The organism is Pseudomonas sp. AF32 (assembly GCF_022342325.2).
GTDB classification, from domain to species: Bacteria; Pseudomonadota; Gammaproteobacteria; order Pseudomonadales; family Pseudomonadaceae; genus Aquipseudomonas; species Aquipseudomonas uvaldensis.
The window spans coordinates 64,288-77,050 of the sequence record NZ_RQJK02000019.1; the positions used below are offsets into that span (position 1 = coordinate 64,288).

Annotated in this window: 14 protein-coding genes; 9 read left to right on the forward strand and 5 right to left on the reverse strand. The window is 62.4% G+C overall.

Features of this window, described 5'->3' with window-relative positions:
- Positions 1-46 precede the first annotated feature (46 nt).
- The 3 genes from EGM97_RS18325 to EGM97_RS18335 form a co-directional block, all read right to left on the reverse strand.
- Positions 47-1,348, reverse strand: a complete 1,302-nt coding sequence (locus tag EGM97_RS18325; protein WP_238962398.1) for an Nramp family divalent metal transporter — start codon at positions 1,346-1,348, stop codon at positions 47-49.
- A 147-nt stretch (positions 1,349-1,495) separates the two neighbouring features.
- Positions 1,496-1,732 carry a hypothetical protein gene (locus EGM97_RS18330; protein ID WP_238962397.1) on the reverse strand — a complete coding sequence of 79 codons (237 nt, stop codon included), beginning with the start codon at positions 1,730-1,732 and terminating at the stop codon, positions 1,496-1,498.
- Positions 1,725-2,504 (reverse strand): MlaA family lipoprotein, encoded by a 780-nt coding sequence (locus tag EGM97_RS18335; protein WP_238962396.1) that lies wholly within the window; start codon positions 2,502-2,504, stop codon positions 1,725-1,727. The genes EGM97_RS18330 and EGM97_RS18335 overlap by 8 nt, the downstream gene beginning before the upstream one ends.
- A 27-nt stretch (positions 2,505-2,531) precedes the next feature.
- Between EGM97_RS18335 and EGM97_RS18340 the strand changes: the two genes are divergently transcribed.
- From EGM97_RS18340 to kefC, 5 genes are all read left to right on the forward strand, one after another.
- Positions 2,532-2,699, forward strand: coding sequence for a hypothetical protein (locus EGM97_RS18340; RefSeq protein WP_238962395.1), 168 nt, complete (start codon positions 2,532-2,534; stop codon positions 2,697-2,699).
- Positions 2,700-2,741: 42 nt separating this feature from the next.
- The gene (locus EGM97_RS18345; protein WP_238962394.1) at positions 2,742-3,452 is read left to right on the forward strand and encodes a response regulator; all 711 of its coding nucleotides are present in this window, start codon (positions 2,742-2,744) and stop codon (positions 3,450-3,452) included.
- Complete coding sequence (locus tag EGM97_RS18350) at positions 3,449-4,795, forward strand: ATP-binding protein (RefSeq protein WP_238962393.1); 1,347 nt, start codon at positions 3,449-3,451, stop codon at positions 4,793-4,795. Before EGM97_RS18345 ends, EGM97_RS18350 begins: the two co-directional genes overlap by 4 nt.
- A 238-nt stretch (positions 4,796-5,033) precedes the next feature.
- The gene (gene kefF / locus EGM97_RS18355) at positions 5,034-5,555 is read left to right on the forward strand and encodes a glutathione-regulated potassium-efflux system oxidoreductase KefF (protein WP_238965015.1); all 522 of its coding nucleotides are present in this window, start codon (positions 5,034-5,036) and stop codon (positions 5,553-5,555) included.
- A gap of 1 nt (position 5,556) precedes the next feature.
- The gene (gene kefC / locus EGM97_RS18360) at positions 5,557-7,383 is read left to right on the forward strand and encodes a glutathione-regulated potassium-efflux system protein KefC (RefSeq protein WP_238965016.1); all 1,827 of its coding nucleotides are present in this window, start codon (positions 5,557-5,559) and stop codon (positions 7,381-7,383) included.
- A 14-nt stretch (positions 7,384-7,397) separates the two neighbouring features.
- Here kefC and EGM97_RS18365 read toward each other — a convergent pair whose 3' ends face one another.
- Positions 7,398-8,366, reverse strand: a complete 969-nt coding sequence (locus EGM97_RS18365) for a GlxA family transcriptional regulator (protein ID WP_238965017.1) — start codon at positions 8,364-8,366, stop codon at positions 7,398-7,400.
- A 93-nt stretch (positions 8,367-8,459) separates the two neighbouring features.
- On the opposite strand from EGM97_RS18365, the gene EGM97_RS18370 reads away from it, so the two are divergent.
- Positions 8,460-9,242 carry an MBL fold metallo-hydrolase gene (locus EGM97_RS18370; protein WP_238965018.1) on the forward strand — a complete coding sequence of 261 codons (783 nt, stop codon included), beginning with the start codon at positions 8,460-8,462 and terminating at the stop codon, positions 9,240-9,242.
- 31 nt (positions 9,243-9,273) lie between these two features.
- Here EGM97_RS18370 and EGM97_RS18375 read toward each other — a convergent pair whose 3' ends face one another.
- Positions 9,274-10,137: an aldo/keto reductase family oxidoreductase gene (locus EGM97_RS18375; protein ID WP_238965019.1), complete on the reverse strand. Its 864-nt coding sequence runs from the start codon at positions 10,135-10,137 to the stop codon at positions 9,274-9,276.
- 100 nt (positions 10,138-10,237) lie between these two features.
- On the opposite strand from EGM97_RS18375, the gene EGM97_RS18380 reads away from it, so the two are divergent.
- The 3 genes from EGM97_RS18380 to EGM97_RS18390 all read left to right on the forward strand — a co-directional run bounded on the left by EGM97_RS18380 (position 10,238) and on the right by EGM97_RS18390 (position 12,488).
- Entirely contained in the window at positions 10,238-11,155 is a 918-nt protein-coding gene (locus tag EGM97_RS18380; RefSeq protein ID WP_238965020.1) for a LysR family transcriptional regulator, read from the forward strand.
- Positions 11,156-11,329: 174 nt separating this feature from the next.
- A complete protein-coding gene (locus EGM97_RS18385; protein WP_238965021.1) occupies positions 11,330-12,004 on the forward strand; it encodes an SOS response-associated peptidase family protein in 675 nt (224 codons plus the stop codon).
- A gap of 103 nt (positions 12,005-12,107) precedes the next feature.
- Positions 12,108-12,488: a RidA family protein gene (locus tag EGM97_RS18390; RefSeq protein ID WP_238965022.1), complete on the forward strand. Its 381-nt coding sequence runs from the start codon at positions 12,108-12,110 to the stop codon at positions 12,486-12,488.
- Positions 12,489-12,763: the final 275 nt, after the last annotated feature.

Sequence of the window (12,763 nt, forward strand, 5' to 3'; positions counted from 1 at the left end):
CCGCGCCGCCAGGCGGTCGCGATGATCGGGTCAGAACGCTCAGACCTCAGGTAAACAGGTCGACGCCCAGCTGGAACGCAACCCACAACGCCAGACCCGTCGCAAAGGCCAAGGCGATGTTTTCGAACAGGTTGTTGCGATACTCCTTGCCCAGCAGGGATTTCTGGTTGGACATGATCAGCAGACCCAGGGAGATGACCGGCAAGCCGATGATATTCAACGCGTTGACGCCGATGGTCAGCGTGACGAAGTCCGGCATGCCGGGCAACGACCACACCAATGGCGTCACCAGGATGAACAGCATGAACCACTTGTGCATCGGGTCGCGGTGGAACTCTTTGCCATAGCGCTCTCGGCGCTCGGGCCGCACGTGCTGGAAGGCGTCGGTGATGAGCATCGGGAACGCCGTGGTCTTGCCTGAGATGCTGGCGAACAACGTGGCGAACACGCCGACGAAGAACACGTACCAGCCGATCGAGCCGAAGAACATTTCCAGCGCCTTGCCCAAATCGCCCAGGGTGTTCACCTCGATGCCGTTGGGGCGCAGGATTTCCGCGCCGACGATCCAGATCGCCAGGTTGATGACGATCCCGACGAACACTGCAAACAGCAGATCGTTGCGCTGGATGCGCTTGTGTTCAGGCCCTGTCCAGCCCTTCTGGCGCATGACATAGGGGTGCACAAAGTTGGCGATGGAGCCGGCGACCGCACCGATGACCGAGACCGCCACCAGCAGCGCGCCGTGCACGCCCTCATCGGGTGGAATACTGAAGCCGATGGTGCCTTTGACGATCCCGGCGACATCCGGGCCGGACATGACAGCCAGCGCCAGGAACGCCAGTGTCATGATCGCCAGGAGCGCCTTCATCACCCCTTCGATCATCGAATAGATATTGCGCCCGACCAACAACCACACCGCCAGCACCACCGCCACCGAGCAGAGCAGCGGACGGTCGATCTTCAGCAACATGGCCAGGGCCTCGCCGGCGCCCTTGATCATGTAGGCATTCATCAAATGCCCCATCAACAGCGCGTACACCAGCAGAAACCAGGCGAAGAACGGGTTGAGCTGGGCATAGCCCTGCAGGATGGTCATACCCTGGTTATTGCACAGCTGGAAGCGCGCGATGATGTTGACGATCAGGTATCGCAACAACAAGGACACCGCCAGTACCCACATCATCGCGTAGCCGTAGTTGGCCCCGGCCACGGAAGAGGTGATCAGGTCACCTGCACCCAGCCAGGACAATACGGCAATAATGCCGGGCCCCAGAAGCTTGAGGATGCGGACGAAGCGGCTCTGCGTGGACGCTGCGGCCTGACCTTCGACGGTAGGAATGCTCGTCATGGATGGAGTCTCCGTTATTTTTTTTGTAAGAAACGGAGACAGTCGAACACACTACATATGACATCGTACAACTGTTATTGACGGGAAAATGTTTGAAAATGTTTCGAGTCGACTCGAGTACTGGCAAGGTCGGCGCATGGGAGCCGGCTAAGCCCCCACCTGCTCCCCATGCTCCGTCATCCAGCGAATCAGACGGGCCAACGACACCCGGTGATGCCGACTGGCGCATCCCTTGTCCTGATCGGGGCGGTAGCGCTCGACGTAACGGCTGAGCAGTACATGGCGGCCATCCTCCGCCAGTCGCAGCTCGACTTCGCGGCATTGCATCGCCCCTTGGCCGAGCCTCTTGAGGCGTCGCCGCAAAATCAATGCATCATTATTCATCGCCGCCCTCTCCTTCCTGGCACTGCGGGGTGACCGCCCCCAACTTGCCCTGCGCGACGAAATCGGCGCGCTGTTGCGCCACCGCATCGCGCAACGCGGCGTAGTAATCCGGTTGGGTGCGCAACTCGTTTGTCAGCGGGAGCGCCTCTGCCCGACCATCGACGATACCGCCCGCGGTATTGATCGTACCCAGGGTGTCGAGGGTATCGCTGTCACCTGAGAACGGATCGACGACAAAGCTCACCACCTTGCCCGTGGCATCCCTCAGGTTGGCGGTGCCCAGCAACGGCAACTCGACGGTCGGCCCGGCGGCGATGTTCCAGACGCCGAAAGTCTGACCGAAATCAGCCTCGTGGCGCTCGATACCCAGTTTGCTCGACACGTCGATCAGCCCGACGATGCCCGCTGTCGAGTTGATGACGAAACGCCCCAGGGTGTTGACCGAACGTTGCGCGTTACCTTGCAGCACGTCGTTGATGAACACCTTGGGCTCGCCGAAGTTCGCCACGAAGTTGTGCATACCGGTCTGCATGAAGGTCGGAAGCTTGCGATAACCACGGGCAACGGGGGCCAGCGCGTAGTCGTCGACAGTGCGGTTGAACGCGAAGATGCCGCGGTTGACGGGCTCTGCTGGGTCAGCAACGGTATAGCTGGCGCTGGCGCAACTGCCTGGTGTCGCGGCGGGCGTGCTGGCACAGCCACTGGCGAGTGCCGCGAGCACAATGACCAGGGAGGATCGAACACGGGGCAAAGCGGGATCGGTGAGCGACATACAGGCTATCTCGACGAGGAATGGGCGATGCCGATCAGTCAGGGGGATGGAAACCTCCGCACAATGGCTGGTGGCTGCTCAACAGACCGGCGGGGGGCAATCCTGCCGCCGCTTTTTTGCCTGCAGATGTCCGGAATATTGCCGAAAGGCAACTTTATTTCCGGATTGAAATATATGACGCAGGCCGTGGATTGAACCTAGTATCGCTTCCTGTATTCATGACCCGACGTACCCACCGTGAGCCACTTACTACTGGTGGACGATGACCTTGAAGTCCTCGCCCTCTTGCGCAAATTTCTCGAACAACACGGCTACAGCGTTGACGTGGCCGCCGATGGTCCCGCCCTGTGGCAGGCAGTGCAACGCCAGGTGCCGGACCTGATCATCCTGGACGTCATGCTCCCCGGCGACAGTGGCCTGGTGTTGTGCCAGAAGCTGCGGGCCACGCATACGGTCGGCATCATCATGCTGACCGCCATGGGCGAGTTGAGCGACCGGGTCGTTGGGCTGGAGTTGGGGGCAGACGATTACCTGACCAAGCCTTTCGACGCGCGAGAACTCCTGGCCCGAGTACGGGCCGTGCTCAGGCGCACCGGCGAAGCACGAGGCGCGCTGAGCGACTCCTCCAGCCCGGTTCTGGAGTTCGAGAATTGGCGACTGGATATCACCCGCCGCGAGCTACGCTCGCCGGAAAACGTCATGATTCCGCTGTCCACCGGCGAGTTCGAACTGCTGCTGGTCTTTGCCCAACACCCGCGCCGGGTGCTCAGCCGCCAGCAACTGCTGGACATGGCCCGCGGCGAAACTTACGACGCGTTTGACCGCAGCATCGATGTCCAGGTCAGTCGATTGCGACGCAAACTGGAAACCGACGTTACGGGCACGTCCATGATCCGCACCGTTCGCAACAGCGGATACCTCTTCAGCCCTCACGTGGTGAAACGATGAAACCGGGACACCCAGCCACTCGCCGCCCCAGGGACACCCTGGCGCGCTGGATCGCCCTGACCACCCTGGTCGCCATGTTGACGTTGCTGGCCCTTAACGCGCTGTTCAGCCAACTGGCCGGCGCCTGGGCCCGCCCTCCTTTGCTGGAAACCGGCCTGATCGAAAAGATCGCCGCCATCACCCGCATCATCGACTCCGTGGCGCCCGAACAAAGGCCTGCCATCGCCAGAGCGGCCAGCGACCCGATTTTCAAGGCGCAGTGGCTACAGCGCCATGAAGACGCTCGGTTGCCGGTGGTCAATGACCCGGAATACAGCGAAGGCGTGGCTCTGATGCGCCAACAGTTGGGCAGGTCCGACGCAAAAATGGAAGGCTATGAACCCAGTGATTGGCCCCCCGACCGACCTGGCGGCCGCTACGCCGCGATGATCGAGCTGGCCGATCATTCGTGGGTGTTGTTTTCCCTGCCCTCGCGCAGTTGGGGGCTGGATGAATGGGAACGCAACCTGATCACCATCGCCCTTATGCTGCTATCGACGTTGATGGTGGCGCTGGTCGCCACGCGATACCTGGCCACGCCACTGGAGCGTTTCGCCGAAGGTGCCAGGCGTTTTGGCATGGATCACAAGGCGCCGCCCATTCCTGTCATCGGCCCCTATGAAATCCGCCAGGCGATTCTCGCCTTCAACGCCATGCAGGCCCAGCTCAAGCACTTCCTGCAGGATCGCACGCAAATGCTCGCCGCCATTTCCCATGACTTGCGTGCGCCCCTGACCCGTATGCGCCTGCGCGGAGAGTTCATCGAGGATCCCGAGCAACAATCCCGATTGTTCAGGGACGTGGATGAGATGCAGGCCATGGTCAATTCGGCCCTGGAGTTCTTCCGTGATGATGCGCGGCTCGAAAACGCCACCGCGTTCGATCTGGCCGAGTTGCTGCACACCATCGTCGACGACCTCAAGGATGCCGGCACCGAGGTGTCCTTCCAGGGTCCCCACCGCCTCGTCTACGTGGGCCGGCCCATTGGCATCAAGCGCGCCTTGGTCAACCTGATCGACAACGCGATCAAATACGGCGGCGAGGCGTCCATCACACTCGAGACGGACGCTCATCGCGTGGAGATTCGCATCCTGGACCGGGGTCCCGGGATTGCCCCCGAATACATCGATCAGGTCTTCACCCCGTTCTTTCGGATCGAAGGCTCACGTAACAAGCACACCGGCGGTGTCGGGCTCGGGCTGTCCGCGGCGCGGGCGACCGTGCTCGAACACGGAGGGATGTTGACGCTGGGCAATCGCCGCGATGGCGGCCTCGAGGCCAGGGTCTCGTTGCCGTTGAGCTGAGCGCTCCGGGCCAGTTGGCCAACAAAGCCTAGGCTCTGTTTGAAAAGTCTTGAGACGAAGGTCAGGCAAGGCGAAAACCGGCGAGGAAGCGCAGTTTACTGGAGTAAATGAGCATTCCGAGCCGGTTTTCAACGCAGCATGAACGAGTATCAAGGCTTTTCAGACAGAGCCTAAACATCCGGCGCCTTCCTCGGTAGGATGTCCGGCCCTCTGGCCCGGACCCGCCCTGGAATTACCGATGATCCTGATCGTTTACGCCCACCCCTACCCCGACCAGTCGCGGGTCAACCAGCAGATGCTCGAGCGGGTGTCCAGTCGCCCGGACGTGGCCGTGCGGTCCCTCTACGACCTGTACCCGAATTTTGACATTGATGTCGACGCTGAGCAGCGCGCCGTCGAGCAGGCAGAACTGGTCGTGCTCCAGCACCCGATGTACTGGTACAGCATGCCGCCCCTGCTGAAACTCTGGATCGACAAAGTCTTCACCCATGGCTGGGCCTATGGCCGGGGCGCCACGGCCCTCAGCGGCAAAGGGCTGCTGTGGGCCGTCACGACGGGCGGGAATCATGATCATTTCCAGATCGGCGCTCATCCGGGGTTCTCCGTATTGGCCCAGCCCCTTCACGCAACGGCTGTCTATTGCCATATGCGCTGGCTGGACCCGGTCGTCGTCCACGGCGCCTACGCCGCCGACGCCGAAACCCAACACGCGCAAATCGAACACTACTGCGCCCGCCTGGCCTGCTGGAAGGAAGATTGATATGCAGACGCACAGCCTGATTGAACTGCTCATCTACCTGGGCTCGGCAGCGCTGATCGTGCCGATTGCCGTGAGGTTGGGGCTGGGCCCGGTGCTGGGTTACCTGCTGGCCGGGTGCGTCATCGGCCCATGGGGGCTCAAGCTCATCACTGACGTGCAGGCCATTTTGGAGTTCGCCGAAATCGGCGTCGTGCTGATGCTGTTCATCATCGGGCTCGAGCTCGATCCCAAACGGCTGTGGGCATTGCGCCGGATGGTGTTCGGTGGCGGGGCCTTGCAGATGCTGGCCTGCGGCGCTGCCATCGCGGTTTTCTGCATGGTCCTGGACCTGAACTGGACGGCCGCTTTGTTGGTCGGCCTGACCCTGAGCCTTTCCTCCACGGCCATCGCCATGCAGGCGATGAGCGAACGCAACCTGACCGCCACCGCCGTCGGACGCAGCAGCTTTGCCGTCCTGCTGTTCCAGGACATTGCGGCCATTCCCCTGGTCGCCATGATTCCGTTGCTATCGGCCCACGGTGAAACGCCGTCAGGCACAGCCCTGATGCTGTCTATCCTCAAGATTGTCGCCGCCATCGGCATCGTCGTGCTGCTGGGGCGCTACGTGACACGACCGCTGCTGCGCTTCGCCGCACGCTCGGGCCTGCGGGAGATATTCAGTGCCGTCGCGCTGTTCCTGGTGTTCGGCTTCGGTTTTCTCCTGGAGGAAGCCGGCCTGTCCATGGCCATGGGCGCCTTCCTCGCCGGGGTGCTGCTGGCCAGTTCCGAATACCGGCATGCTCTGGAAAGCGACATCGAACCGTTCAAAGGTTTGCTGCTCGGTCTGTTCTTTATCGGCGTAGGCATGTCGATCGATTTCGGCACCCTGATCAACGCGCCGCTGAAAGTCATCACACTGACCCTGGGTTTCATCCTGATCAAGCTGTTGGTGATCAAGGCTGTCAGCCGCTTCCTGAACGTACCCGCCGGCCAGCGTTCCTGGCAGGCGGTATTGCTCGGCCAGGGCAGCGAATTCGCCTTTGTTGTCTTCGGTGCCGCGACGCTGGCCGGCATCCTGACCGATCAGTGGGGCAAGAGCCTGACCCTGGCGGTGGCGCTGTCCATGTGCGTGACGCCTTTGCTGATCTTGCTGCTGGACCGGATAGAGTCCGCCACCGGCAAAGACAGCCGGGAGTCCGACCTCGTCGATCAGCAGAACCCACGCATCATCATTGCCGGGTTCGGGCGTTTCGGACAGATCGCCGGACGCCTGCTGATGTCCTGTGGCGTCGAGGTGGTGGTGCTGGACCACGATCCCGACAACATCGAAACCTTGCGCAAATTCGGCGTGAAGGTGTTCTACGGCGACGCCACGCGCCTCGACCTGCTGCACGCCGCCGGCGCGGCCCAGGCTGCTGTGCTGATCAACGCGATTGACGATCAGCAGGACAACCTGACGCTGACCCGGCTGGTCCAGGAGCACTTCCCCACGCTGAAACTGATCGTACGGGCGCGGGATATGGGGCACCTGATCACCCTGCGCCAGATGGGCGTCGAGGTGGCTGAGCGGGAAACCTTCGAGAGCGCATTGTCGTTGGGCCGGCGAGCACTGGTACAGATGGGCGTCGGGGCGTACGAGGCGCGGGAGCGAGCGGATCAGTTCCGTCGCCTGAACCTGCAGATGCTGGAGGAGATCGTCGCCCAGCCGGAAGACGACCTCAAGTTCCGCCACGACGCTTACCGACGCGCCAACGCCCTGCTCACGGAAATGTTCAACGAAGACCGGACTCACCCCGTCGATGCCTGGCCTGAACATCATCGAAACGAGACGGATGAGGCGCGTAGCTAAGCCATCTACCGGGCTCACACACGACCGAACTGGCGCCGATACTCCACCGGCGTCAGCCCCGTCAATGCCTTGAACATCCGTTGCAGATTGGAACTGCTGCTGAAGCCCAGCTCGGCACCAATACTGGCAAGGGGCAACGACGTCAGCGTCAGGCGCTCGCCGACCTGGTTCAACTTGATGCAACGGGCGTAGGCGGCGACGGTCTGGCCCGTTTCGCCGCCGACCTTGCGAGCAAGGGTGCGCTCGGACATGGCGAGCCGATCCGCCAGCGCCTTGACCGTGATCTGCTCCGCCGGCATTTGCTCGACCAGGCCATGCAGCCGGCGCAGCAAGCCGTCGGGCTGCTGGATCAGGGCGATCCCCTGGAATGCCGCGTGAGGAACCGCCGGACGCGGCAACACCATCAACCGGGTGATGTCGCGCAGCGCATCGCGGCTGACACTTTTTTCAATCAGGTTTTCAGCCAGGGGCAGATAGCCGTTCACCCCCGATGCGGTGGCGTTGCGCTCGTTGAACACGCAGTTGTGTTCGCTTTGCCAACGAACCTTGCGATACCGCGCTTGCATCGCCTGCGCCAGCCACCAGGTCACCGTGGCGTACTGCCCGTCCAGACGGCCGCAGGCAGCCAGCAGGCAAACACCGGTGCAGTAAGCCCAGAGCTGGCGATCCCGGGGACCTTTCGACAGAGCCTTCAGCAACAAGGCCTGCCCGGCAACGACCTCATCCACCTGTTCGGCCGATTCGGCCCAGAAGCCGGGAACCAGGACCGCATCCAGATCGGCCTCGCCCAACGCCGCCTGTGCCTGGAGGCTGATGCCGTGGGCACAGGTCACCGGACCCGCCTTTAGTGCGACATAAGTCGTCTGGAACAGCACCCGGCCCCTGCGACGGTTGGCGGCGTGCAGCAGATCGGCAAACCCGAACAGGCCGGCCGGCATGCAACCGGGGAACAGCAGAAGACCGACATGGATTGTCTTGGGCATGGCGTGAAATGAATCAATGATGTCAGATCCGGCCATTATGCCCATCGTCCCGGATCGGCACCATGAAGCGCTCGCCTGAAAGAGGAACCCTTCATGAAAATCCAACAGATCCGCAACGCCACGATCATCCTGGAATCCGGCCCGTATCGTGTGCTCGTCGACCCCATGCTGGCCGACAAGGGCGCCCTGCCGCCGCTTCGCCTGTTCGGTGCCACCCAACGCAATCCTCTGGTTGAACTGCCGGCCTCTGCCAAGGAAGACCTCAAGAACGTCACTCACTGCCTGATCACCCATTGTCAGAAAGGCCATTTCGATCATCTGGACCGCACGGCGAAACGTTGGCTGAGGGAAAAACAGATCCCGGTCATCTGCACGCCCCACGACGCCGGCTACCTCGCCAAGCGAGGCTTGAATGTCCAGCCGCTGGCCGAGGACCACGAGCGGTCCGTGCCCTTCCTGGGCGGCACTCTTCGCTCGGTCAGATGCACCCACGGTCGTGGCCTGGTGGGCAAATTGATGGAGCACGGCGTCGGTTACCTGATCGAGCTGCCCGGCGAACCCAGTGTGTACCTCGCCGGCGACACCCTGCTCACCCCTACCGTGCGCGAGTTCGTCTTGCGCCATCAACCGCAGGTCAGCGTGATTCCGGCTGGCGGGGCTCGGTTCGATCTAGGCGGCGATATCATCATGGGGATCGAGGAAGCGATCGAGTTCACACGGTTGTCTCGCGCAGCCGTGATCGCCAATCACCTCGAAGCGATCAGCCACTGCCCGACCACGCGAAAGGCACTGCGCGACGCCGCCGCGATGGCTGGGCTCGGAGCGCGGTTGCACATCCCGGAAGATGGCCAGACGCTGGAGTTCCAGCCGGTCTAGTGGGCCTGTAGGGCCACAGCCAAACAGACCATCAGGCCAGGGCGTCCAACTCGGCCAGCATCGGTGCCGGAATTTGCAGCTCGCCCGCCGAGAGGTTCTCCCGCAAGTGCGCCACCGACGACGTACCGGGAATCAGCAGGATGTTCGGCGCACGTTGCAGCAGCCAGGCCAGTGCCACGCACAGTGGTGACGCGTCCAGGCGCGCCGCCACGGCCGAAAGGGTTTCCGATTGCAGCGGCGTGAACCCACCCAACGGGAAGAACGGCACGTAGGCGATACCCTGCCGGCCCAGGTCGGCAATGAGTGACTCGTCACCGCGATGGGTCAGGTTGTAGTGGTTCTGCACGCAGACCACCCTGGCAATGCCCTGGGCCTGCTTGACCTGCGCCGCCGTGACATTGCTCAAGCCCAGATGGCGGATCAGACCCTGACGCTGCAATTCGGCCAATGCGGTGAACGATTCTTCGATGGGCGCCTCGGTGGGCGACTGCATGTCGCCCCAGGCCCGCAGGTTGACCACGTCCAATACGTCCACGCCCAGGTTGCGCAAATTGTCGTGGACGGCCTGGGTCAGCTCGGCCGGGCTCGCGGCAGGATTCCAGGAAGCGTCGGCGCCGCGAACGGCCCCCACCTTGGTGACGATCACCAGATCCTCGGCGTAAGGATGCAGGGCTTCACGGATCAGTCGGTTGGTGACGTGGGGCCCATAGAAATCAGCGGTATCGATATGGTTGACGCCTGATGCCAGCGCCTCACGCAGCACGGCGATGGCCGCTGCCGGGTCTTTCGGCGGTCCGAACACGTGAGGCCCCGCCAGTTGCATGGCGCCGTATCCCATGCGGTTGACCGTACGGTCTCCCAGAAGAAAATGACCTGCCTTGTCTGCCTTGCTCATCACATACCCCTTGGATTGATTGTCTGGAGCCGACTATAGGCGTTGACCACTCCACTGATAATCAGGTGCAATCCGCACGGGTTGTACGGCGGAGAGAACAATGGCGACGGATATTCAGGACTTGCTGGCCTTCGTGGCCGTGGTCAATGCAGGGGGTTTTCGGGAGGGCTCGCGGGCCAGCGGCAAGTCCGCCTCCAGCCTCAGCGATGCCGTACGCCGGATGGAAAGCCGACTCGGTGTGCGTCTGCTCAACCGCACCACTCGCAGCGTGGTGCCGACCGAGGCCGGCGCTCGCTTGATGGAGCGCATCGTGCCGGCGTTGGGCGAGGTCGAGTCCGCCCTGGATGTGGTCAACGATTTTCGCGACCGCCCCTCCGGCACCCTCAGGCTGAACGTACCGGTCAGCGCCGCCCGCCTGGTGCTGCCGTCCATCATCACGCCGTTTCTGAAGAGCTATCCTGACATTCGCCTGGAAGTGATCACCGAAGAAAGCTTCGTCGACATGCTGGCGGCCGGATGCGATGCGGGTATTCGCTACGACGAACGCTTGGAGCAGGACATGATCGCCCTGCCCATTGGCCCACGCTTGCAGCGCTGCGCCACCGCCGCCTCGCCGGCTTATCTCGATGCCAGGGGCCGCCCTGAACACCCGAAGGATTTGCTGAAGCACGCCTGCCTGCGGGGCAAGTTCCCCAGCGGCGCCATGCCGTTGTGGGAGTACGAGCGTGACGGCGAAATCGTCAGCGTCGACCCGAGCGGTCCGTTGATCACACGCATTGGCGGTGCGGTGGATCTGTCGGTGCAGGCGGCGGTAGACGGCCTGGGCATCGTCTATCTGTTCGAAGACTGGCTCCGACCGTACCTGGACAGCGGCGCCCTGGAGCCGGTGCTCGAACCTTGGTGGCAACGCTTTACCGGACCGTTTCTCTACTACCCCGGCCGCCGCTACTTGCCTTCGCCGTTGCGGGCGTTCGTGGATTTCATCAAAGAACCTGGGCCGTTAAGTACTCGCGAATAAAGCCGGGGGCCGCCGCTCGTCTCCCCGACCCGAGGATTTTCGAACCAAGCATGGGCTCACAGCTCGGACTTACATGCCACCGCTGCAAGCAATGACGGCGCGCTTGGGCAATCGGGACTCGAACGGCAGGCACATCGAGGGGTCCTTTGCGTTTCACTCCAGGGAGTTATCGCTATGTGTGAAGGTTTTGTTCAGCACGTCTCCTCAAAGGACTCCCTGACGTATTTTGCCCAGCGAGACACTTCTGGAGGACGTATCGATACCCACCTGACACGCATGGACCTGTTCAGGACGACACCCGTCAGACCACCAGAGCGCCACAGCCTGATCAAACCGAACATGCAGGTCAGTGCCATTCGTCGGCGCGGCGGGCATTTGGAATCCATCAAGGTTCGCTGGGGCTGGTCACCCATTTGGTCAGTGGGAACGATGCCGCCCCTGACGCACCTGCCGCTGCATCTGGTCATGCGTTCCAAGGTCTTCGACGTGATCAAGCGTGAAGGCCGCGTCCTGGTTCCCGTGGAAGGCTGGTACGAATCGCAGGTCCTCTCTTCATCCCAGGCACAGCACCTCAGCTATACGACGTCCCGGCATTCGGCCCCCCTCTTCCTCGCGGCCCTCGCCCAGGCCAGCGAAACCCCCTTGGGTTGTGACGGCCTGACCCTGGTGACCTATGGCGATATCGCCAGCCAACAGCAGTGCGTACTGGCCTTGGGCGCCGAAGACGCGCTCGATTGGTTGGACCCCGAGTTTGGCTGGGAACAGGCACAAGCATTGGCCGAGCGCCTGAATAGCGTGGAACCGCACCTTGAACCGGCGTTGACCGCCCAGGTTCAGGGCAGCCTTTGACCCGGGCCGAAACGGTAGCGGTTCTCCAGATAAAGGAATCCGGGAACGACGCAGCATTGGACGGTAAACTGCGGCGTCTTTTCCTGTTCCCATGAGGCCCTGCATGACCCACCAAGACATCACGTTCACTCCCGACCCGGACGCAGATTCCATCTCTTCCGACGTCGCCGGCTTCGGCGGCCTGCTGGTGTCCACCCAGATTCCGACCCGCGCCGACGGCAGCCTGGAACTGGGGGACATCACGCAGCAGAGCGAATGCACGTTGCAGGCCCTCAAGGCCGCGCTGGAGCGCGCCGGCAGCTCCATGGACCGCGTGCTGCACCTGACCATCTACCTCACCGACATGGCCGACCGCGCGGCTTTCAACGAAGTCTACAAACGCTTCTTCGCCAAGCCATGGCCCGTTCGTGCGGCAGTGGGCGTGGCGGCGCTGGCGGTCGAGGGGATGCGGGTCGAAGTGACGGCGATGGCGGCCAAGGGCTGATTGCAGCCGACTGACAGGGATGTCGGCTGTTCGGACCTCATCGCGGGCAAGCCTTGCTCCCACAATGGGATGGTGGGCAGAACCGAATTTCATGGCGCCCCGAAAACCTGTGGGAGCGGGCTTGCTCGCGAAGACGGCGTTCCGGTCAACATCGCTATTAACTGACCGACCGCTATCGCGAGCTAGCTCGCTCCCACAACGTAATATTCCATGTCCCAAATGCGCGACTTCAGGCAAAACAGTCATTTACACACCTAGCCCAGGCCCCACCGGCT